Source organism: Geobacillus zalihae (genome assembly GCF_030414215.1).
Taxonomy (GTDB): domain Bacteria; phylum Bacillota; class Bacilli; order Bacillales; family Anoxybacillaceae; genus Geobacillus; species Geobacillus zalihae.
Genome location: NZ_CP129217.1, coordinates 812,510 through 834,417 on the forward strand (window position 1 = coordinate 812,510; position 21,908 = coordinate 834,417).

Genomic DNA, 21,908 nt, shown 5'->3' on the forward strand with positions numbered 1-21,908 from the left:
CAGGAGGAAAAGACGATGGAAGACAAACGGATAAAAACGACGGATGAGGAAATTCAAGTCCAATTGAAACCAAACGACCGCTCCGAGCGGACGCGGACGACCGATGAGGAAATTTCGATTGAATTGATGTTTGACAGCCCGCAGCTGACGCGCCAGCCGAAAGACTACGACGAAATTGAATATTGACGGCTTCCGTTTCCACAATCGGCGATCCATAAGGAGCTGTCTGTTCATTCGCATGGCTGTCCGAGAAGGAAAGCTTCCTTCTCGGACAGCCTCTTTTTGTTGCCCTTCTTCTCTGGCGAGGCAAGGATGCCGCCCCGTCTTACTCCGGCAGGGACTGCAAAAAGGCGCGCACCTCTTCCGGCGTTTTGGCGTCAGCGCTGTGCAGATGAGCAATTTTTTTTCCGTTGCGGAAGACAAGCAGGCTCGGGATGCCAAGCACCTGGTATTTCTCGCCAAGTTCCGGAAACTGGTCACGGTCGATTTCAAACCAATCATATTGTCTATAGTCGCGAACGATGTCATCGATGAACATATTGAGGCGCACGCAGTCCGGACACCAAGTTGTGTAAAACTTGATGATCGTTGGTTTATCACCGGAAATGACCGCCTCGAATTGCTCCACTGTTTCAATGCGTTTCACATTCGTTTCCTCCCTTTCATGTTGACGTTCATCTTTACTTTATCATATGGCAAGGCAAAAAAAGAACGGGGATGCCTTCACCTCGGGCAGTCGTTTTTGCATACAACAGTAAGAAAGGGGGGGGAAGTGTGAGCAAAGAACTGGAAAAGGCGCTCGAAGGTTGGGTGGCGTCACGCAAAGAAGGGCATGAAACGTTCATCCGCCTGTTTGAACAATGGGGAAAGGACTTTAACAAACAGCTGCAAGAAATCGAAAAATTGAACAATGGATTTTTAAAAAGTGTGCAAGGCAACTTAGACTACATCGAGCAATGGTTTGCGAAAAAGGAGCGGGAATTTGCCGAGCTGTTCCGCCGATTTGGATGACAAAATGGCCTTTGCGCCCATACGCCCCGCTAAGCCGGTGAATACGATACAGTAAACGGAGAAGGAGGTGCACATTATGATGGGCTTCTGCGGTTATGGTTATCCTTACGGCTACGGCTATGGCGGTGGCTATGGCGGTGGCTTTGTGCTGATTGTCGTGTTGTTCATTTTGTTGATTATTGTCGGCGCGGCATTTGTCGCCTAACGGAAAAAGCGAAAGGGATACGGGCCGTTTCGGCGCCACGGAGCGGCTCGTATTTTTCTTTCCCTAATTTGATGCACGCCGAGGCGGGAGCATCATACGATATAGCAGGGAGAAGGAGGCGGAACGATGGATCAGCAATTTTTTAAAAACATCGAAAAGAAAACAGGTGTCAATATGAAAGACGTTTTTGAGCTCGCCAACTCGCTGCAAAACGCCAATTTCAGCGACGAAAAAACGGTGCGCCAAGTGGTGAAGCGGGTGGCGCAAATCGCTAATCGAAAAGTGCCAAAGGAGCTCGAAGACCAAATCGTCAAGGCGATCGTCCATAACGGCAAGCAAATTGATTTCAATACGATCGCCAATATGCTGAACAACAAAAAGTAAGCAAAAGGGAGCTTGCGTGCGCACAGCTCCCTTTTTTGCCCTCTCTGCCTAAGCAAAAGAAAAGGTTTCTACAGATCCCCCAGCACTTGATGCCATGTAGGCGAAGGACGCTCAATCAGCTGGTTATTCGAGCGATTTCACCATTGTCACATGTGGGATGCCAGCGTCCATAAAGACACCGGAGACGGTCGTGTAGCCGAGCTTTTTGTAAAACGGTTCCGCGTGCGTCTGGGCGTTCAGTTTCGCCGTTTTCGCCCCTTTTGTTTTCGCCAGCTGTTCGATCGCTTCCATCACCATCCGTCCGGCGCCGCGGCCGCGGTAGGACGGCAGGACGCAAATGCGCTCGATTTTGCCGACGCCTTCGTCAATGAAACGGAGTCGCCCAGCACCGACCGGTGTTTGGCCATCATACAGGACGAGGTGGAACGAGTCGTCCTCGAATGCGTCGATTTCCTCGTCTTCCGGCACGTTTTGCTCCTCAATGAATACGAGCCGGCGGACGCGCAAGGCGTCTTCGTACAAAGCGCGATCTTGCGTTGTGCCAATCGCAATGTTCATCTCAGACCGTTTCCTTTCCTCCGACGATAAACGTTTCATAGACGGTCCACGAGCCGTTTTCCAGCTGATAGAGAAGATGGAAGCGGTCGACGGTCTCCTCGAAGTGCACATCTTGCAGCTTCAGCTGGCTGTAGACGTCCGCATATTCTGCGCCCGGCAAATCGCGGCCGATCGTAATGTGAGGCACGAACACAAACTCCGGCTTTCCGGCGAACAAGCCGCTGTGCAGTTGTTCATGAAGGCGCTCGAGCACGTCGTTTGGTTCCACCTTCAAATAAATGATGTTGCTTGTCGGGTAAAACGAGCTGAATTTCGTCACTTTGATCGGAATGGGAGGTGTTTCCGCCGCAATGCGGCGCAACTCTTTCGCCATTTTTTTTATTTGCTCCTCATCCGCTTCAAATGGGTATTTCAGCGTAATATGCGGCGGGATGAGGGCGTAATGGCTGTCGTACCGTTTCCGGTACGAGTTGGCGAAGTCTTGAATCCGTTTTGGCGGAAAGATCACAATGCCGTACTTCATTTTGTTTTCCCTCCTTGAACCAGTTCTTTTTCCACGCGCAGGAAACGCACGGAATGGATGCGGCGGCTTCGACATCTTTGAAGTTGCTCCGTTTTGTCCTATAACGATAAAACAGCGGCTACGGCTCGGGGGACATCCGGCTGCCAATACGTCCACGCATGACCGCCTTCGAACTCATGGTACGTATAAGCAAACCGTTTTTCCATAAACAAGTCCCGCGCCATTCGATTCGGGGTGATAAAATCGCGCACATGGCCATCCGTCGTTTTCACCGCTGTTTCCTCTGTGCCAACAGAATGGTAAAGCGAAAGGAGCGATGGATCGCGGAATGAGCGGATGCGCGCCAATACCGAGTCATCGATATAGGGGGACTGCATGGCGATTTTCCCAAATGTATGCGGATACAACAACCCGGCTAGAAGCGACACCGTTCCGCCGAGCGAATCGCCGATCAGCGCCCGGCCTTTGCCCATTTGGTATGTCGGCAGTTCGCGGTCCAAAAACGGGACGAGTTCATGGGCTAAAAAACGAAGGTATGCTTCGTGCTTTCGGCCTTCCGGGTGGTATTTCTCGTAGCGGTCGTTGACGTTCCGATACGGGATGCCGACGACGATCGTCCGGTCGATTGTTCCTTCTGCCATCAGCGTTTCGATGACGGTTTTCATTTTTCCATACATAAAATAATCTTTGCCATCTTGCGCGATTAATAAAGAATATTTGTAAAGCGGCGAAAAATTGCTTGGCAAGTAGACGAGCAGTTCGATTTCTTCTTGCAGCTCTCCGCTGTACAACTTGCAGTCGCGCATCGTTCCTGTTGCTGTCGCCATGACCATCCTCCATGAAAGCGTAAGTTCATCTGTTATTGTAACATATTTGCGCCAAAAGATGTTAACGAAGGGCTCGAATTTTTTGCGAATTTGCCGAATCGTGCCATTCACAAAAAAATGGCTTGCAAAAACGGGGGGAATGCGCTACATTTTTTATTAAAATTAGAAAAATTGAATACGCGTCTCATTCTTATCAAGAGAAGCGGAGGGAACTGGCCCAATGAAGCTTCAGCAACCAGCCGCCCGGCGGCCAGGTGCTAAATCCAGCGAATTGAGCATTCAATTCGGCAGATAAGAAGAAGCATGACCATGTGCGTATGGAAAAGTCTTCTTCTTAGAAGACTTTTTTTATTTACTCAAGCGGCCGCTCCCTCAACCGAGGGGCGTCGAGGATCAAGGCCCTCGGCCGCTGCCCGACAGACAGCGGCGCTTCGTTGGGCGTCAAATGGTCGGCCGTTGATCCATGATGGAATTTTCAGCAGAAGGAGAGAGATGAGATGGAGAAACTGGAGACGTTGTTAGCGCAAATTGGCAACCGGAGCGAAACGGTGACGGGGACGGTCAACCCGCCCGTCTATTTCTCGACCGCCTACCGCCATGCCGGCATCGGAGAGTCGACTGGGTTTGACTACATCCGCACCGGCAACCCCACGCGCAAAATCGTCGAAGAAGCGATCGCGAGACTGGAAGGCGGCGACCAAGGCTATGCGTTCAGCTCCGGCATGGCCGCCATTCAGACGGTGCTCGCCTTGTTTGAGAGCGGAGACGAGTTTCTCGTATCGGCCGACCTTTACGGCGGCACGTACCGCCTGTTTGAGCGCGGCTGGCGCAAGTACGGTCTTGGGTTTCATTACGTTGACTTTGCTGACCTCGATGCAGTGGAAGAAACGATAACGGAAAAAACGAAAGCCATTTTCTTGGAAACGCCGACGAACCCATTGATGCAGGAGACGGATATTGCCGCTGTCTCCGCGCTTGCCAAACGGCATGGGCTTTTGTTGATCGTTGACAACACGTTTTATACACCGGTGCTTCAACGCCCGATCGAACAAGGCGCCGATATTGTCATCCACAGCGCCACGAAATATTTAGGCGGCCATAACGATGTGCTGGCTGGCCTTGTCGTCGCCAAGGGCGAGGATCTCTGTCAACGCTTGGCCGAGTACCAGAACGCCATCGGCGCGGTGTTGTCACCGTTTGATTCGTGGCTGTTGATTCGCGGGATGAAAACGTTGGCTCTCCGGATGCGTCAACATGAAGAAAACGCCAAGCGCATCAGCGCCTTTTTGCGCGAACATGAAGATGTGACTGACGTCCTGTACCCAGGGCGAGGAGGGATGCTGTCATTCCGGATTGCCGATGAAAAGTGGGTGAACGGGTTTTTAAAAAGCTTGCGCCTCATTACGTTCGCGGAAAGCTTAGGCGGAGTTGAAAGCTTCATCACGTACCCGGCGACGCAGACGCATGCGGACATTCCAGAGGAAATCCGCATCCAAAACGGCGTCTGCAACCGACTGCTCCGCTTCTCGGTCGGCATCGAACATGCGGATGATTTAATCGCCGACTTGGCGCAAGCGTTCAAACACATGAAAGAGGTGTAAGCGATGGAACGGGAATGGTCGTTTTCAACGAAACTGCTCCATAATGAATGGAAAGTCGATCGCCACACGGGAGCGGTGAGCGTGCCGATCCAGCATGCCTCCACGTTCCATCAGTTCGATTTCGATTCATTCGGCAAATACGACTACAGCCGCTCCGGCAACCCGACGCGCGAGGCGCTCGAGGAAACGATCGCGGCGTTAGAAGGCGGCGTGCGCGGATTCGCCTTCGCTTCTGGCATGGCGGCCATTTCGACGGCGTTTTTGCTCTTGTCCCGAGGCGACCACGTCCTCGTGACTGAAGACGTCTACGGCGGCACGTACCGGATGATCACGGAAGTGTTGACCCGCTTTGGCATCGAGCATACGTTTGTCGATATGACCGATTTAAACGCAGTGGCCGAAAACATCCGACCGAACACGAAAGTCATTTATATGGAAACGCCGTCCAACCCATTGTTAAAAGTGACCGATATTCAAGGCGTCGTCAAACTGGCGAAAGCGCACGGCTGTTTGACGTTCTTGGATAATACGTTCATGACGCCGGCGCTGCAGCGGCCGCTTGACCTTGGCGTCGATATTGTCCTTCACAGCGCCACGAAATTTTTAGCCGGCCATAGCGACGTCGTCGCCGGATTGGCCGTGGTGAAAGATGAAGAGTTGGGAAAAGAGCTGTACAAACTGCAAAACGCATTTGGCGCTGTCCTTGGCGTCCAAGATGCGTGGCTTGTGCTGCGCGGATTAAAAACGCTCCACGTCCGGCTGAAGCAGTCATCTGAATCAGCGGCCGCCATCGCCCAATATTTGGCTTGTCACCCAAAGGTCGAAGAAGTGTATTATCCGGGGCTTTCGCACCACCCAGGCCATGACATCCAGCGCCATCAAGCGGACGGGTTTGGCGCCGTGCTGTCGTTCCGCTTGGCCGATGAAGAAGCGGCCCGGACGTTCGTCCGAAACGTCCGCTTGCCCGTGTTCGCCGTCAGCCTTGGCGCGGTCGAGTCGATTTTATCGCACCCGGCGAAAATGTCGCATGCGGCCATGCCGAAAGACGAGCGACTCCGCCGCGGCATTACCGACGGCTTGTTGCGGCTGAGCGTCGGGATTGAGGATGTCAACGATTTGATCGCCGATTTTGAGCAGGCGTTGTCGTTTGTTCAGGAGCGGCCGTCAGTTTCAACGCCATAGCCATCAGCCCGCCAAGCCTTCACAGCTTGGCGGGCGGGTCAAGATGCCGCTGAGGTTGACAACAGCTTCTCCTCTTGTAAGTGTTTCAAAAAGAGGTCGACGAGTTCGCTGTCCCACTGCGTTCCCTTTCCTTTTCTCAAGATGTCCGCCGCTTGACGAATATCCATGCCTTTTCGGTACGGGCGATCGGAAGTCATGGCGTCAAATGCATCGGCCACGGCGATGATTTTGCCAAACAACGGAATGTCATCACCTGCCAACCCATCTGGATATCCCTTTCCATCTATGCGTTCGTGATGGGAGCGTATGCCGGCTAGAAGCGGTTCGATCGGTTCGATCGGCCTGACTTCCCGCAAAATGGCCTCCCCAAGGGCGGGGTGTTTTTTGATCCGGGCAAATTCATCATCGCTTAGCTTTCCCACTTTAACTTCCCTCCGAAAGAAGTCTCCTACTTCTAAACGTGAAGGTGCGCCAGCACCAGTGAAAGTGGGAGATGAATTTCGGTTGGCGTTAGCCAACGAATATGATAGAATATGGCTAGAACGGACACCTTCGGAACGAAGGGAAGCGTAAAGGGTTCTTGTGTGTGGCTTACCGTTCAGCGAACACACACAAGTCGCTTGAAGCCCCCACCTCTAAGCGAAGCGTAGGTGGTGGGTAGTTCACGCAAAATGGCATCGGGAACGCCGATCTTTCCGATGTCATGCAGTAGAGCGGAACGATACAAGGCATCAAGCTGTTCATTCGGAAGGGAAAGCTTTTCCCCAATCGCGAGTGCGTAACGGGCCACGCGCAGCGAGTGCCCAGCTGTATAAGGATCGCGGGCGTCAAGCGCCGCTGTCAAGACGGTGATGAAACTGTTAAGCAGTTCTTTGTTCGTTCGGTCGCGGCGATGCACAGCATCGATCATATGATTGAATCCGCGAAGCAAATCGGCAAATTCATCAGTATACACATTGTGGGCGACGGGTTTATACGTTTCGTTTTCCGCCCGTTTCATATGACTTAACAGCACACTGACCGGCTCATGGATCTCATCGACCAACAAGCGAGTCAAGAAAACGGAAAATGCGATCGAAAACAGCAAAATCACGGTTGCCCAGGGCCAATACGACCAATGGGATGCGCTCGGTCCGGCGAGCGACCATTTGATTTCCGTCGCTAAGCTGAACAATAAGACAGGAAATGTGCTGCTGAACAAGACCGTCAGCTGCAGTTTCATTTTGAGCGGCACCGGAAGCGGCGGGCGTTTTTCATCAATTCCGCCAGCCTTCGTAAGCAAATTCTCGTTTGATAGAACAATCAGAATATAGAAAAAATACGATGTCGAACCGTTCCAACACGGATTATTCCTTTGGGAGGAAGTCACCTTTCCTTTTTTCATCATGAACAGCGATTTTTTTAAAAAAGTTGTTGACAAACAACTTGCCCGTTTATATAATTAAAAATGTGTTCGATAGCGGACAATAAAATATGATTCCGTAGCTCAGCTGGGAGAGCGCCACCTTGACAGGGTGGAGGTCGCTGGTTCGAGCCCAGTCGGAATCATCATAGGAGAAAGCCGTAAGTCCTATTGAAGGGTTTACGGCTTTTTGTTTTTTCGTAATAGCTTTTGGAGAACAGCAACAGGCACTGTTTGTTAAGGTTTTTTCACCATCGAAACGAAGCAGCTTAGGCTTCAAAGGAAGCTCTATTAGGAAGTGGGTAGTTACATAGAAAGGGAAAACCCTCTAATTAAAGAGAGTTTTAGAATTACTTTTGATGATAGGGAAAATTTCCCCCAAAGGAAGATATGATTTTATCGAACAACAAAATAAATTCAATAATACTCCTTAAGGTTTGATGTTCAAAGTTCGCTAGTCGATGTTTATGGCAAACTAAAAATGTAACGTTTGGCAATTAATTTATGCAGGTCCTATAAAACAAAAAACCACTTGCCAACATTCCCCAAATACACTACCCTCCTAGTTGGACAAAACAGTTCAACGGGAGGTATTCAAGGAGATGTTAGCAGTGGCTGAAATTCATTATATCAGATATGAAGCAAACCAAAAAGGATGTTCCTATTCCGATATTGCCAAAAGAATGAATCGTGATCCAAGAACAGTGAAGAAGTATGCGGAAATGGAAGACTTCAATCCCTCAAAAGTTAAACAAACGAGAAAAGCGAAAGTGATGGATCCAGTGAAACCGATATTGGATCAATGGATTAAAGAGGACTTGACAAAGAAGAAAAAATATCGAAGAACTGCGAAACGAATGTATGAAATCTTAAAAGAAGAATATGGATTTACAGGTTCAGATCGTTCTGTTCGGCTCTATGTATCAAAAAGAAAACAAGAACTGCTCGAACAAAGTGAACCAGCTGCGTTACCTTTAGAATCGAAACCTGCAACGGCTCAAGTTGATTTTGGAGAAGCTCCTTTTCTCTATCAGGGGAAATACGTCGATTTTCCTTACCTGGTCGTTTCATTCCCTTACAGTAATGCGGCCTATGTGCAAGTCATGCCAGCTCAAAATCAAGAATGTTTCTTGGAAGGATTAAAACGAATCTTTCACTATATGGGAAGGGTTCCAAGGGTCATTCGTTTTGATAATCTCTCCCCTGCAGTAAAAACGATCTTGCCAAACGGAGAAAGAGAATTGACAGAGACATTTCAACGATTCGTTTTACATTATGGCTTTGAATGCGAGTTCTGCAACCCAGCCAGCGGAAATGAAAAAGGGAATGTCGAATCAAAGGTGAAATATATTCGAAACAATTTCTTTTTACCTGAACAAACAATCTATCAACTAGAAAGTTTTAATGAATCTTTATGGGAGAAATGTGAGAAGGACTGGAATCGTCCGCATTATGAGAAGGAGCGACTCATCGCTGAATTATTTGAAGAAGAACAAGCGTTATTTCTTCAATTGCCAGCCAAAGAATTTGAATGTGTCCGATATGAGCAGGTCACGGCTGATAAGTACGGTTTCATCCATTTAGAAAACAATTTATATTCCACGTCTCCCCGTTTTGCCAAACAAAAGGTTTTGGCAAAGATCTCTTATCATGAGATTGCCATTTTAACAGAAGAGCATGAGCTGATTATCAAGCACGAGCGTTTATATGGCACAAAACAAAAATCAATGAAATGGCAACCATATCTTACGTTAATGGCCAAAAGGCCAAATGCATTAAAATATACGGATTTCTATGAAAAGATGCCGGAAGAATGGAAAAATTATTTTTCCAATTGTACCGTTCAAGAAAAGAAGGAAGCATTACAACTACTAGCTGTTTTACTAAAAGAACATGATTTCGAAGTTTCGACACAGGCTTTGAGGATTGCCTCCCAGTATGGTCATCCGAAAGTAGAATCGATTAAACAGGTATTTTATCAATTAATCAATGGAAGAGGTATACGAGAGCCAATTCAACCGAAAAAACACGTTCCAGATATGCCGGAAGCCATCCGAGGAGTAAGGCATTATGACCGCCTATTCGAATCCCAAGGAGATGTGGCATCATGGAACAAATGATTAAGGAATATGCCAAAAGACTAAAATTAAGCTGGATTCCAGCCAATTACCATACCATCCATGCGGAAACAAATGAGGAATTTTTACTGAAGCTGTTTGAACGAGAAGTGCAGCATCGAGATGAGAGAAGGATAAATTTACTACTAAAACAGGCGACATTGCCGAAAATTCCAAATAAACCTTATGATTGGCGGGAGATTCAACTAGCCCCAGGCATCACAAAAGATTATATTTTAGAAGGTGAGTTTACGAAAAATCAGGAAAACCTTATCTTCTATGGCGGAGTGGGAACCGGTAAAACATTCCTTTCCACTCTCATCGCCCTCAATTTGATGAAAAAACAAGGAAAAAGAGTGAAGTTCTATACGGCCGCCTCCATTGTCAATGCTTTATTGGAGGCCAATGAAAAAGGTGACCTTGGTAAATTTCTCAATCAAATCGAAAAGTTGGATCTCTTGATTCTTGATGAATTGGGCTATATTCCATTGCATAAACAGGGGGCAGAGTTATTATTTCAAGTTATTTCCATGTGTTATGAAACCAAAAGCATCATTGTGACAACCAATTTACCTTTTAGCCAATGGAATAATGTCTTTGGCGATCCCATTTTAACAGAGGCCGTCATTGATCGGCTGATTCATCATTCTCATTTAATCATCTTCAATGGTGAAAGTCACCGATACAAAGACTCAATCTCTCAACGTTAACCATGGAATTTGGCAAGTGTATGTATGCATTTTTAATTGCCATTTCATACATTTTCTACTTGCCAAAAACAACATTATGGAAGTATTGTTACCAAAGATGCATAAATTATTTTTTAAAGTAATAAATAGGTGCATGATGTTTCTGGTAATATGTGACAAAGAAAAGAATTAAGCTTTTAGCATAATCTCTTGCTAAAAGCTTAATTCGATACCTGTAGTTCTAAATTTTTTACTCTTTTGGGAAAAACACTTTCATATTCCTCATAAATATATTTTGCCCAAAAATTTGGTCCCATATGTTGAGCCCATTCAATATCTTCGGTGATTTTATTTATAATTTTTGGATCCCAAACTATTTCTTTTGCCTTTGAAAAATCCATATTGTATTTATCTTGTAGAACCTTTGCAATTTCATTTCTAAAAGAAGGATAGCCGTGCTCGTGCTCATAATTCAATTTATTTCTTAACTGTTCTCTTGTCATTGTACGTTTGTTGTTGGTCATATGCTTTCACCACCTTTTGAAGGGTAATCACATTATATGTGAAAATGTTTTGGTTGTGAATAGATAGCTGGTCATATGTTGCATACTGAGCAATTTCTTCATAAAACAATTCAATATCAAGCTCTCCACTATCGACCAAATTAACAAGGTCAAAAATTTTTCCGTCAGCTACGCCGCCAAATACATAATCGTAACGGTGAGTAAAGCATTGTTTTTTTGAGCGATTGTTATATATGAATTTTGCCCATTCTAAATCCATCTTATGCAGTATATATCCATTATATTCCTTTTTTAACCTTGATATGTCTAACACATATACGAACACTATTGGTTCTTCGCCTTCTAACTTAGCTCTTTTCTCTGCATGTTTACTTGCTTGGATAAAATTGGATGTCAAATAAAAACCTTTTCCAAAATCGGTATATTCTTGACAAAGATCAATATTGACTCCTTCTTGAAGCGAATCAAAATGTTTTGAAGTAGTACCATGGTACAAAATTTTTGAAAATTGATTAAAATTTTTAGATAATACTGCACTCGAAACCATAAAACATCCCATTTTTCTTTTTTGTTTAATTATACCGTCTGTTCATAATAGGTGTCAATTTAATATAGATGCTAGTTTACCACAAATTGTTAGTTTTACAAGTTCACCATACCTAGCAATATTAACTTTTTTTAATGTACCAATCATCCTAAAAAAATTTTATCATGTTTTACTGTAGATGAGTAATTTTCATTACAATATTTTCCATTAACAAAGAGACAAACAGGGTAACCCTTAGGCGACATGGAGTTGTTTTTTGACAACATCAATGGGAATATCTTGCTTCGCCGCGTTGTAAATGAACTCAACTAGGCTGTGTCCTTTCCGCGATCGAAGAAGCTCCAGTCCGGCGGAGAGGTCTTGTTGAGATTCGGCTATGCTGTACACGCAAGCCAACAACACGGTGATCCAATACCGTTTGACCGCCCGAACGTGGCGAACACGGTACCCATCAAGCTTCAGCTGGTCTTTTGCCTGCCGGAAAAAGCATTCGATCGACCAGCGTTGGGCATAGTAACGCAAGATGTCTTCGTCACTCAGCTCCCGATCGGTGCTCAAGATGCAATGAAGATGTTCGGGTGTCATCGGCTGAGCAGCCTTCCAAGTAAGCAGCACCACCGCATCATCAAGACCGTTGAGCGCACCTTCGTAGCGGTAGACACGATAGCGCTCGTTCCCCACCGTGACGAGGCGGGTGTCTCGCGGTTCGAGATAGCGGGCGAACTGCTTGGCTTGGACGGCGATGCCTTTCGGGTAGAGAATTCGGTTCGTCTTGAGCATCGCGATGACATGGAATCCCTTTTTCAGGCAGGCTTCGATGAGCTCTTTGGACGGATACCATGAATCCATGAGCACATACACCGGATGATCCGGCTTCACCTTGAGCGAAGAAAGCATCTCCATCGCTAGGTCGACTTTGCTTGTTCCCGCCGCCTTATCATAAAGACGAAACGCGAACGGGAATGCCTGAGTCATGGTGTGTACCATCAGCCAAACGAGCGAATGCCCCCAGACCGATTGATGATCTTTGTGGGAGAAATGCCAATCACACCCTTGAATGGCGTGCGTGGCCCGTGACGAAGGCTTCGTTTTTTGGCAAATGGTATCATCAATCGAAACAAAAAGGGGTTGATTCTCCCGTTTGGCGATTCGCTTGATGCGATGAAGGATCCATTGCTGGAGTTTGCGAAGCAACGTCTCTTCATCCCAAGGGCTTTTCGTGAAAAAATGGCTGAGCGTTGTTCGATGGTTGGGATGAAAACTCCAGTGATGGACATCGGTCAACGTTCCCGAAAATCCCTTGGTCGTCAAGGCATCCACAATATGAACGAGATGCTTGATGACCGGTTTCGAGAAATAAAGCGCCAACCCCAACGCCATGAAAAACTTGTGGATTCCTTGATGATGTGCTAATCTATTCATGAGACATGAGCCTCCTTGTGAATGGTTGGTTAGCACATCTATTTTAACCAAGGAGTCGGGTTCATGTCTCCTTTTTTGTTTGGTTGTAAATTTATGTTAGTAAATTTACTCAACTACAGTCAATCATTTAAAATACGATGTCGTCCTCCAAAAAACAACCGCATCGATTTTAAGGCGTTTAGTAGGACCGTATAGGCGTTTTTAATCAAGGGGATTAAAACCATCCATTACCCCGCTGTTTAAAACGTGTTATACGCCAATTTTAGAGGTCATTTTTTTGGTAAGGGTTAAAACAATGTTATTTTTAAGGAGTAATTCTGGAATTTTCGGACGCATAAAAAGGCACGCCGGCATCGTATTTTTATTTTTGTCAGTCGAAAAAAAGATGTACTCAAATTTGAGCCTACCTAAGAGGGACTAGCGAAACACGAGGAGAGTCCTAGTTTAGATTAGCTTACCCAAGTTTAGGGACATCTACGACATCGAATATTATTCGTATCAGGTCAAGGTTTGTTTGGCTTTAATTGAACAAGCGCCTTTCTTTTTCAAATCGGTTAAAAAGAAAGGAAGAAACAGCCCTCCCAAGATCTGTTTAAGCTTAAAGGAGAGCTATTTCTTCCTTAAAGATTAACGAAGTCTTTTGGTTTCCTCTAAAATTCTTTTCAGTTCAGCTACTTTCATACGAAAAAACCTTATCTTTCCTAGAGTGATTATGTTTAATATTGAGTAGCAAATAAGGCTTAGGGAATACTCTTTATCCTCATTAATATCGTGAAAAAACTTCACTCAAACACTCCCTTGCTAAAATTTATTTTAAGTATAAGGCATACACTCCAATATACATTCTTTCTTTACATAGGATGCTACTGCTCTGCATGTTCTGTGCTTTTTAATCACCAACATACAAGCAAGATATTTTGAAATACTAAACGCCGGAACATTTTTGCATATTTGACTTGGATAAGTACCTTTTGGGCAAATAGCGCTTGCTCTAAAGATGATATTCTCCGCATTATTCTCATTATTTGTATTACTTTGTGTATCTAAAATAGCATCTATTTCGTTTTGTAAAACAGCAACTTCTTCTATGTTTTGTAATGTATCTTGTATTTCATTAAATTCCTCGTTTGAAACAGAGCAATCTGTACATTCTTGATCCTCTGTAATAACTTCTGTTTCGCCTGTTTCATAATCAGTTATCTCTTTTGAAGTTCCATCATAATGTATTTTAAAAACTGATATGATCTTCTCATTATTTAAATCATACTGCATTTCAAAAATTGTAACATTTGTATCGGAAGCAGAAGAATTAAATTGCACAGTTATAGTTGAGCGCTAAAGCTCAACTAGCACCACGGGTTAGGAATGATATGATGAGCCTTCAGCAGTTGATGGTACTGGCGGGATGTGTACTGGGAGCCTTGATCGCTATGGAGAAGGACTCCTCGCGCATCCCGTTTTTTGATGGCATCCTTGACCGTTTCGATCACCAATTTTAAGTCATTCGAACGACTGATGCGATACGCAATGATTTCATTGTTGTACAAATCTTTAATAGCAGACAGATACAAATAGGTTCCTTGAAATGGCACATAGGTAATATCCGTCACCCATTTTTGGTTGGCTGCAGTGGCCGCAAAATCACGGTTTAACACGTTCGACGCTACGATATTCTCCTTTCCCGCTTTATACTTCGGCTTTTTTCGACGGATTTTGGCCTGAACCCCCAACTCTTTCATCAGTCGGTACACTCGCTTATGATTCACGGTCTTCCCATAATTTCGTTTGATCCATGCCTTCACGCGGTAGTATCCATAGATCCCATTGACCTTTTGATGGCATTCGAGGATCATTTGCGAGCCGTACAACAACTTTACCGTTTTGCGGGCGAAGTTTGACCAATGGTTTGCCGAGAAAGCAGTCGAACAAGGGGCGTTGCTCGTTTGTGAAACGGTGGCACTCGAATGCATCGTTGAAAAAGGCCGCGTCGTCGGTGTCCGCACCGACCGCCCGGACGGCGAGGTGTATGCCGATGTCGTCGTGCTGGCGGACGGCGTGAACTCGCTTTTGGCGAAACAGCTCGGGTTTCACCGTGAATGGCGGCCGGATGAAGTCGCGCTCGCAGTGATGGACATTGTCAAGCTCGATAAAAAAGTGATCGAAGAACGTTTCAACCTTGATCCGGAGCAAGGATGCACGATCGAGCTGCTCGGCGATGCAACAAAAGGCATATTAGGAACCGGATTTTTATACACCAATAAAGACACCTTAAGCATCGGCGTCGGCACGCTGCTTTCCGGGCTGATCAAACATAAAATCAAACCGTACGAGCTGCTCGAATATGTCAAAAACCATCCGATGATCCGGCCGTATCTCCAAGGGAGCGAGCCGGTCGAGTACTTGGCGCATTTGATCCCGGAAGGCGGCTACCACTCGATGCCGAAAGTGGTCGGGGACGGTGTGCTTGTCGTTGGGGATGCCGCTCAGCTCGTCAATGCCATTCACCGCGAAGGATCGAACATGGCGATGACTTCCGGACGCCTGGCAGCCGAAACGATCATTATGGCAAAAACGTACAACGATTTCTCGGAGAGCATGCTTGACCATTATCGACTGAAACTGATGGAGAGCTTTATTGTCCAAGACTTGAAGAAGTATAAAGATGCAACCCATCATTTTGATGCGTTCCCGCAATATTTTGAACGCTACATTCCGCTGCTCAACCGGGCGGCCAGCCACATGTTTACGGTCGATGGGGCATCGAAATGGGAAAAACAGAAAAAGATTTGGCGCGATCTTGGCTCGGTGAAAGAAAAACTCAAATTGGCGCGTGATGTGTTCAAGGTATGGGGAGGTGATGAAATAATGAGTCATTTGCCAACGATTGAGGAAAAACAATATTTAATCCGCTTTAATGCCGATACGAAGTCCCACCTTCACGTCCTTGACCACGACATTTGCCTGACGAAATGCCCGGATAAAATTTGCACGATTTTCTGCCCGGCGGCGGTGTATAAATGGGAGGGAACGCGGATGCATGTCGGTTATGAAGGCTGCCATGAATGCGGCAGCTGCCGCATCGGCTGTCCGTATGAAAATATTCGTTGGGAGTATCCGAGAGGCGGTCACGGGATCGTCTTTCGGCTAGGGTGATCGTTATGTTCCACATCGGGGATTGCGTCATTTTTGCCTGTGATGGGGCGAGGGAAATCGTGCTTGAAATGAATGCTCACTCTTGCCACGTGTTATGGGAAGACCGTTTCGTCAGTTGGGAGAAAAAAGAGCTGTTAACGGTCGATGTGGAGTTGACGAAAAGGCAAACGATTCGTGTTTCTTCCGATGTCAACCACCCGTTGTAAGGATGGTTTTTTATGGGGGAGAAGAAACAGCGGAACGAAGCATTCGTCGGTGTAGGCGGAGCGGCGTTTGTGGTAAGCTAGTGGGGAGGCATACTTGCACAGGAGGGACTGACTAGTGGTTACAACGAACGAGGCGTTTCCCACCAACTTTTTATGGGGAGGAGCGACGGCGGCCAACCAGATCGAAGGAGGATTTGGCGAAGGAAACAAAGGGGTAAGCATTGCCGATGTGCTTCCGGGAGGGAAAATACGACAGCAGCTGCTGAAAGAGAAAGGACTAAAGTTTGCCATTGATAAAGAGAAGTATACATACCCGAACCATGAAGCGATCGACTTTTACCATCGGTATAAAGAGGATATAGCCCTGTTTGCTGAGATGGGATTTAAAGCGTTCCGCCTATCGATCGCCTGGACGCGCATCTTCCCGAACGGCACCGAGCTTGAGCCAAATGAAGAAGGGCTTGCCTTCTATGATCGGGTGTTCGATGAGTTACATAAATACGGGATTGAGCCGGTGGTGACGATTTCCCATTATGAAATGCCGCTCCATTTGGCCAAAGAATACGGTGGCTGGCGGAGCCGCGAACTGGTAACGTTGTTTGAACGTTACGCCAAGGTGATTTTCCAGCGTTATAAAGATAAAGTGAAATATTGGCTGACGTTTAACGAAATAAACGGTGCGCTCCATTTTCCGCTCATGAGCATGGGATTTGTGCCGGAAAGCGAAGAGACGAAATATCAAGAGTTGTTTCAAGCGTTCCATCATCAATTTGTCGCCAGCAGCCTGGCGGTGAAGGCGTGCCGCGAGATCATTCCGGACGCAAAAATCGGCTGCATGATTCTCGCCGCCCCCGTGTACCCGTACGACTGCAATCCAGAAAACGTCATGCATGCACTTGAAGAGGAGCGGCTGTTGAATTTCTTTTGCGCCGACGTTCAAGTGCGCGGCGAGTATCCATCCTTTATGAAACGCGTGTTCGACGAGCGCGGGGTGAAACTCGATATTCGCGACGGGGATTTGGAACTGATCAAGAAGCATACGGTCGACTATATCGGTTTAAGCTACTATATGTCCGTCACCCAGAAAAAAGACAAGATGGATGATGAGCTCATCCCCGGCAGCGTATTTGATGGGGTGAAAAACCCGTTCCTTAAAGCGAGCGACTGGGGCTGGGAGATCGACCCTATAGGGCTGCGCATCATTTTAAACCGGTTGTACGATCGGTATCGCGTACCGCTTTTTATTGTGGAAAACGGGCTTGGGGCGCATGACAAAGTGGAAGAAGACGGCTCGATTCACGACGATTACCGCATTGACTATTTGCGCCGTCATATCGAAGCAGCGCGTGAAGCGATCGCCGATGGCGTCGAATTGATTGGCTATCTCGTATGGGGCTGCATTGACCTCGTGAGCGCCTCGACCGGCGAGTTTTCAAAACGGTACGGGTTGATTTACGTCGATAAACACGATGACGGCAGCGGCACGCTCGAGCGGAGAAAGAAAAAGTCGTTTGATTGGTATCAAAACGTCATCGCGACGAACGGGGAAGAGTTATAATGGGAATGACCGCAAGGGGAATTTGAAGCAAAAGGCAGCTGCTGGAAGCGAACGGCAAAATAGTAAGGGAATGCGTGCTCGCCTTGCGCTGCGAGGGAAATTGACCATCAACCCCATTTGAAGGAGGACGAAAATGATGAACATTGTGGCTCTTGTCGGAAGCTTGCGAAAAGACTCATATAACCGGAAATTAGCGGAGTTTATGCGAGAACGGTACAAAGACAAATTCCAATTGGACATTGCCGATATCGGCGCTCTGCCGCATTACAATCAAGACGATGAACTCGATCCGCCCGAAGTCGTGGCGGCATTCAAGCGGCAAGTAGCCAATGCGGACGGGGTTTTGATCGTGACACCGGAGTACAATTGGTCCGTTCCCGGCGTGCTGAAAAACGCGCTAGATTGGCTGTCGCGTGTGGACAAAGTGTTGGTCAATAAACCCGTGATGATTGTCGGAGTATCGACAGGGATGATGGGAACAATCCGAGCCCAGCTTCATTTGCGCCAAATCTTGCAAAGCCCGGGGCTGGCTGCGAAAGTGTTGCCGCCTGCCGGGAACGAGGTATTGATTAATTTTGTGAACCAAAAGTTCGATGAATCGGGGCAATTGACGGACGCAGCAACGATCCAATTGTTGGATCAGGTGATCGAACGGTTTGTTCAATGGATTGCCCAAAGCGGACGGTGAGCACCGTTCGCTTTTTCTTTCGGTAGGCAATGAGTCCGAGTCAGCTGAACAATTGGCTTGATGATGGTGGGCATGATTTGTATTAAGGAGCTTATGTTGCGTTTTATACCCATTACCGGTATAATGTAATGAAAAGAGGTGATGTTTGATGAACCATTATGAAGATCATCATGTGGATAAAAAAATGGTTCCACGAACGGAACAGGAAATCGAACGCATCATCAAGCGCTTGAAGCGCATTGAAGGGCAAGTGCGCGGGGTGCAAAAAATGGTGGAGGACAATCGGTATTGCATCGATATTTTAGTGCAAATTTCTGCGATCAGAGCGGCGTTGAACCAAGTCGGGCTGCAGCTGCTTGAACGCCACGTGAGCCATTGCGTGGCGAAAGCGATCCGTGAAGGGAGCGGAGACGAATCGATTCGCGAATTGATGGATGTGATGAAACAATTTTCGAAGTAAGGGGGGAAACGGGAAATGGGGGAGCCGAAAACCGTGACGCTGAAGGTGACCGGCATGACATGCGCCGCGTGCGCCAATCGGATTGAGAAAGTATTGAATAAGATGGAAGGCGTCAAAGCCCATGTCAATTTGGCCATGGAAAAAGCCACGATTCAATACGATCCATCGAAGCAAACGATCGCCGATATCGAAACGAAAATTGAGAATTTGGGGTATGGCGTTGCGACGGAAAAAGTGACGCTTGATATTGAAGGAATGACATGTGCGGCCTGTGCGACGCGGATTGAAAAAGGGTTAAATCGGATGGAAGGTGTGACAAGCGCTGCTGTCAACTTGGCGACAAACAGCGCGGTGGTCGAATACAAGGAGGGTGTTACATCTGTCGAAGACATTTTAGAGAAAATCAAAAAGCTTGGGTATAAGGGGCAAATTCGAAACGAAGAACAAGACGATGCTGGCCGGAAAGAAGAGCGGTTGAAACAAAAACAACGGCAACTTGCCATTTCTATCATCTTATCGTTGCCGCTGCTTTATACGATGCTGGCTCATATGCCGTTTGATATGGGCTTGCCGATGCCGCAGCTCTTGATGAATCCGTGGTTCCAGCTTCTTTTCGCTACACCGGTTCAGTTCTACATCGGCGGTCCTTTCTATGTCGGGGCGTACCGGGCGTTGCGAAACAAGAGCGCGAACATGGACGTCCTAGTAGCGCTTGGAACATCGGCCGCGTACGTTTACAGCTTGTATGAAGCGTTGCGAACGCTTGGGAATCCTCAATATATGCCAAGGTTGTATTTTGAAACAAGCGCCGTCTTGATTACGCTTGTGCTTGTCGGAAAATACGTTGAGGCTCTTGCGAAAGGGCGAACAACCGAAGCGATCTCGAAGCTAGTCAGCCTGCAGGCAAAGGAAGCTACTGTCATCCGTAATGGGGAAGAAATGAAAGTTCCGCTCGAGGAAGTGGTGATCGGCGATACGATCCTTGTCAAGCCAGGAGAAAAAATCCCGGTGGACGGTACAGTCATCTCCGGCGCCTCTTCCGTAGACGAATCGATGATTACCGGTGAATCGATTCCGGTTGATAAGAAGGAAGGCGACTATGTGATCGGAGCGACCATGAATACAAATGGGGTGCTGACCATTCGAGCAGAAAAAGTAGGAAAAGATACAGCACTTGCCAATATCATTAAAATCGTCGAAGAGGCACAAGGTTCGAAAGCTCCGATTCAGCGGATGGCGGATGTCATTTCGGGTATTTTCGTACCAATTGTTGTCGGAATTGCGGTTGTTGCATTTATGATCTGGTACTTCTTTGCTGCGCCGGGTGATTTGGCGAAAGCGCTTGAGGCGGCCATCGCCGTTCTTGTCATCGCGTGCCCTTGTGCGCTCGGTTTGGCCACACCGACATCGATTATGGTCGGCACCGGCAAAGGGGCAGAACAGGGAATTCTCTTTAAAGGAGGTGAGTACCTAGAGAGAACGCATCAAATCAATGCCGTATTACTCGATAAAACAGGAACCGTGACAAAAGGAAAACCGGAAGTCACCGATGTGCTGGCCTTCCGCGAGGACATGCTCGATTATGCGGTTTCCGCCGAGAGCGCTTCGGAGCATCCGCTGGCTCATGCGATTGTTGAATACGGGAAGAAACAAGCGATTTCGCTGAAGCCATTGGAGCACTTCTCCGCCATTACCGGCCACGGAATTGAAGCTGTCATTGACGGAAAAAGCATCCTTATTGGGACGCGAAAATTGATGAAGGAACGCTCTGTAGCGATTTCTGTGCATGAAGATAAAATGGTAGAGCTTGAAAAACAAGGGAAAACAGTGATGCTCGTTGCCATCGATGGACAGCTTGCCGGCATCATTGCGGTCGCGGATACGGTGAAAGAAAGCTCGAAAGAAGCGATTCAAACATTAAAACAAATGGGCATCGATGTCTATATGGCAACAGGGGACAATCAACGGACAGCGGAAGCGATCGCCAATGAAGTCGGCATTGAGCATGTGTACGCCGAGGTGCTCCCGGAAAACAAAGCGAACATCGTCGAGGAATTGCAAAAGCAAGGAAAACGTGTGGCGATGGTCGGCGATGGGATTAACGACGCTCCAGCTCTTGCGAAAGCGGATATTGGGATGGCGATTGGCACGGGAGCTGATGTCGCCATCGAGACCGCGGACGTGACCTTGGTCGGCGGCGATTTGCGCCATATCCCGAAAGCCATTGAGTTGAGCCGCCAAACGATGAAAAACATTCGGCAAAATCTGTTCTGGGCGTTGTTTTATAATACGATCGGCATTCCGGTCGCCGCATTCGGATTATTAGAACCATGGATCGCGGGGGCAGCGATGGCGTTCAGCTCGGTGTCGGTTGTTACCAATGCGCTTCGTTTGAAACGCGTGAAACTATAAACATTTAAGGAGGAATGGATGATGACGATTACATTACAAGTACAAGGAATGACATGCGGACATTGCAAAGCGGCGGTGACCAATGCCCTTCAAGCGTTGGATGGCGTCAGCCGTGTAGAGGTGCATTTGCAAGAAGGTACGGTTGATGTGGAGTATGATGAAACAAAGGTCAGCGTAGAAAAACTGAAAGAAGCGATTGAAGAGCAAGGATATGATGTGAAATAACATACGGAAGGTGCCCCGAAGTGATGACGGGGCACTTTTCATTCATCGAATACAAGCGTGTAATCTCGATCGACTTTTTCTTCATTTTTCGGTTCTACGATTAATGTTCCGTACAGTCCTTTGTCCACTTGCTCGGCGCTTTTTTGATGGGAATGATACCAATACGTTCCCGGCACGGTTGCGGTAAATTCAAAAAAGGCAAGCGATTCGGATT

24 protein-coding genes, 1 tRNA gene, 4 pseudogenes and 1 riboswitch are annotated in these 21,908 nt (G+C 47.1%); of the genes and pseudogenes, 17 read left to right on the plus strand and 12 right to left on the minus strand.

Annotated features, from left to right (window positions below; translation table 11 throughout):
• Positions 1–15: 15 nt before the first annotated feature.
• Positions 16–186, plus strand: a complete 171-nt coding sequence (locus tag QWV57_RS04205; RefSeq protein ID WP_011230359.1) for a hypothetical protein — start codon at positions 16–18, stop codon at positions 184–186.
• A gap of 139 nt (positions 187–325) precedes the next feature.
• Here the strand turns inward: QWV57_RS04205 and QWV57_RS04210 are convergent, their stop codons facing one another.
• A complete protein-coding gene (locus QWV57_RS04210; protein WP_011230360.1) occupies positions 326–646 on the minus strand; it encodes a thioredoxin family protein in 321 nt (106 codons plus the stop codon).
• 128 nt (positions 647–774) lie between these two features.
• Between QWV57_RS04210 and QWV57_RS04215 the strand changes: the two genes are divergently transcribed.
• The 3 genes from QWV57_RS04215 to spoVIF all read left to right on the plus strand — a co-directional run bounded on the left by QWV57_RS04215 (position 775) and on the right by spoVIF (position 1,600).
• A complete protein-coding gene (locus tag QWV57_RS04215; RefSeq protein ID WP_011230361.1) occupies positions 775–1,011 on the plus strand; it encodes a hypothetical protein in 237 nt (78 codons plus the stop codon).
• Positions 1,012–1,087: 76 nt separating this feature from the next.
• Positions 1,088–1,216, plus strand: a complete 129-nt coding sequence (locus QWV57_RS04220; protein ID WP_013146038.1) for a YjcZ family sporulation protein — start codon at positions 1,088–1,090, stop codon at positions 1,214–1,216.
• Between the two features lie 126 nt (positions 1,217–1,342).
• A complete protein-coding gene (spoVIF, locus tag QWV57_RS04225; protein WP_011230363.1) occupies positions 1,343–1,600 on the plus strand; it encodes a sporulation-specific transcription regulator SpoVIF in 258 nt (85 codons plus the stop codon).
• A 123-nt stretch (positions 1,601–1,723) separates the two neighbouring features.
• Here spoVIF and QWV57_RS04230 read toward each other — a convergent pair whose 3' ends face one another.
• The 3 genes from QWV57_RS04230 to QWV57_RS04240 form a co-directional block, all read right to left on the minus strand.
• Positions 1,724–2,158 carry a GNAT family N-acetyltransferase gene (locus QWV57_RS04230; RefSeq protein WP_013146036.1) on the minus strand — a complete coding sequence of 145 codons (435 nt, stop codon included), beginning with the start codon at positions 2,156–2,158 and terminating at the stop codon, positions 1,724–1,726.
• A gap of 1 nt (position 2,159) precedes the next feature.
• Complete coding sequence (locus tag QWV57_RS04235) at positions 2,160–2,681, minus strand: YjcG family protein (RefSeq protein WP_011230365.1); 522 nt, start codon at positions 2,679–2,681, stop codon at positions 2,160–2,162.
• Positions 2,682–2,779: 98 nt separating this feature from the next.
• Positions 2,780–3,508 (minus strand): GTNG_0744 family esterase, encoded by a 729-nt coding sequence (locus tag QWV57_RS04240; protein WP_013146035.1) that lies wholly within the window; start codon positions 3,506–3,508, stop codon positions 2,780–2,782.
• 187 nt (positions 3,509–3,695) lie between these two features.
• A riboswitch (SAM riboswitch) is annotated at positions 3,696–3,806 on the plus strand.
• 199 nt (positions 3,807–4,005) lie between these two features.
• Between QWV57_RS04240 and QWV57_RS04245 the strand changes: the two genes are divergently transcribed.
• A complete protein-coding gene (locus QWV57_RS04245) occupies positions 4,006–5,109 on the plus strand; it encodes a methionine biosynthesis PLP-dependent protein (RefSeq protein WP_015374187.1) in 1,104 nt (367 codons plus the stop codon).
• Positions 5,110–5,112: 3 nt separating this feature from the next.
• On the plus strand, positions 5,113–6,291 hold the full coding sequence (gene metC / locus QWV57_RS04250) for a cystathionine beta-lyase (RefSeq protein WP_020754313.1): 1,179 nt from the start codon (positions 5,113–5,115) through the stop codon (positions 6,289–6,291).
• A 38-nt stretch (positions 6,292–6,329) separates the two neighbouring features.
• Here metC and QWV57_RS04255 read toward each other — a convergent pair.
• Positions 6,330–6,719, minus strand: a pseudogene (locus tag QWV57_RS04255) (HD-GYP domain-containing protein); the annotation flags it as partial.
• Between the two features lie 171 nt (positions 6,720–6,890).
• A pseudogene (locus QWV57_RS04260) lies at positions 6,891–7,573 on the minus strand (HD-GYP domain-containing protein); the annotation flags it as partial.
• Between the two features lie 193 nt (positions 7,574–7,766).
• Between QWV57_RS04260 and QWV57_RS04265 the strand changes: the two are divergent.
• The 3 genes from QWV57_RS04265 (at position 7,767) to istB (ending at position 10,520) form a co-directional block, all read left to right on the plus strand.
• Positions 7,767–7,839, plus strand: a tRNA-Val gene (locus QWV57_RS04265).
• Positions 7,840–8,295: 456 nt separating this feature from the next.
• Positions 8,296–9,813: an IS21 family transposase gene (istA, locus tag QWV57_RS04270; RefSeq protein WP_013401401.1), complete on the plus strand. Its 1,518-nt coding sequence runs from the start codon at positions 8,296–8,298 to the stop codon at positions 9,811–9,813.
• Positions 9,801–10,520, plus strand: a complete 720-nt coding sequence (istB, locus tag QWV57_RS04275; protein WP_013399917.1) for an IS21-like element helper ATPase IstB — start codon at positions 9,801–9,803, stop codon at positions 10,518–10,520. The genes istA and istB overlap by 13 nt, the downstream gene beginning before the upstream one ends.
• A 200-nt stretch (positions 10,521–10,720) precedes the next feature.
• On the opposite strand, the gene QWV57_RS04280 is transcribed toward istB, so the two are convergent.
• The 5 genes from QWV57_RS04280 to QWV57_RS04300 all read right to left on the minus strand — a co-directional run bounded on the left by QWV57_RS04280 (position 10,721) and on the right by QWV57_RS04300 (position 14,794).
• Entirely contained in the window at positions 10,721–11,023 is a 303-nt protein-coding gene (locus tag QWV57_RS04280; RefSeq protein ID WP_301100775.1) for a hypothetical protein, read from the minus strand.
• Positions 10,977–11,570, minus strand: coding sequence for a DUF3990 domain-containing protein (locus tag QWV57_RS04285; protein WP_033006532.1), 594 nt, complete (start codon positions 11,568–11,570; stop codon positions 10,977–10,979). The genes QWV57_RS04280 and QWV57_RS04285 overlap by 47 nt, the downstream gene beginning before the upstream one ends.
• Before the next feature lie 234 nt (positions 11,571–11,804).
• Positions 11,805–12,992: an IS701 family transposase gene (locus QWV57_RS04290; protein WP_081133251.1), complete on the minus strand. Its 1,188-nt coding sequence runs from the start codon at positions 12,990–12,992 to the stop codon at positions 11,805–11,807.
• 813 nt (positions 12,993–13,805) lie between these two features.
• Complete coding sequence (locus tag QWV57_RS04295; RefSeq protein ID WP_190300069.1) at positions 13,806–14,264, minus strand: hypothetical protein; 459 nt, start codon at positions 14,262–14,264, stop codon at positions 13,806–13,808.
• Between the two features lie 74 nt (positions 14,265–14,338).
• The gene (locus QWV57_RS04300) at positions 14,339–14,794 is read right to left on the minus strand and encodes an IS3 family transposase (RefSeq protein WP_242663835.1); all 456 of its coding nucleotides are present in this window, start codon (positions 14,792–14,794) and stop codon (positions 14,339–14,341) included.
• Positions 14,795–14,849: 55 nt separating this feature from the next.
• On the opposite strand from QWV57_RS04300, the pseudogene QWV57_RS04305 reads away from it, so the two are divergent.
• The 8 genes and pseudogenes from QWV57_RS04305 to copZ form a co-directional block, all read left to right on the plus strand.
• Positions 14,850–15,842, plus strand: a pseudogene (locus QWV57_RS04305) (FAD-dependent oxidoreductase); the annotation flags it as partial.
• A 15-nt stretch (positions 15,843–15,857) separates the two neighbouring features.
• Positions 15,858–16,145, plus strand: coding sequence for a ferredoxin family protein (locus QWV57_RS04310; protein WP_165754979.1), 288 nt, complete (start codon positions 15,858–15,860; stop codon positions 16,143–16,145).
• Positions 16,146–16,150: 5 nt separating this feature from the next.
• Positions 16,151–16,351: a hypothetical protein gene (locus tag QWV57_RS04315; protein WP_033006882.1), complete on the plus strand. Its 201-nt coding sequence runs from the start codon at positions 16,151–16,153 to the stop codon at positions 16,349–16,351.
• A 115-nt stretch (positions 16,352–16,466) separates the two neighbouring features.
• A complete protein-coding gene (locus QWV57_RS04320; protein ID WP_020756879.1) occupies positions 16,467–17,909 on the plus strand; it encodes a glycoside hydrolase family 1 protein in 1,443 nt (480 codons plus the stop codon).
• Between the two features lie 136 nt (positions 17,910–18,045).
• Entirely contained in the window at positions 18,046–18,597 is a 552-nt protein-coding gene (locus QWV57_RS04325) for an NADPH-dependent FMN reductase (RefSeq protein WP_301100781.1), read from the plus strand.
• A gap of 148 nt (positions 18,598–18,745) precedes the next feature.
• On the plus strand, positions 18,746–19,057 hold the full coding sequence (locus QWV57_RS04330; RefSeq protein ID WP_013523213.1) for a metal-sensing transcriptional repressor: 312 nt from the start codon (positions 18,746–18,748) through the stop codon (positions 19,055–19,057).
• A gap of 15 nt (positions 19,058–19,072) precedes the next feature.
• The gene (locus QWV57_RS04335) at positions 19,073–21,469 is read left to right on the plus strand and encodes a heavy metal translocating P-type ATPase (RefSeq protein ID WP_301100784.1); all 2,397 of its coding nucleotides are present in this window, start codon (positions 19,073–19,075) and stop codon (positions 21,467–21,469) included.
• A 21-nt stretch (positions 21,470–21,490) separates the two neighbouring features.
• Entirely contained in the window at positions 21,491–21,694 is a 204-nt protein-coding gene (copZ, locus tag QWV57_RS04340; RefSeq protein ID WP_011230404.1) for a copper chaperone CopZ, read from the plus strand.
• Positions 21,695–21,735: 41 nt separating this feature from the next.
• Here copZ and QWV57_RS04345 read toward each other — a convergent pair.
• Positions 21,736–21,888, minus strand: a pseudogene (locus QWV57_RS04345) (multicopper oxidase domain-containing protein); the annotation flags it as partial.
• Positions 21,889–21,908 lie beyond the last annotated feature (20 nt).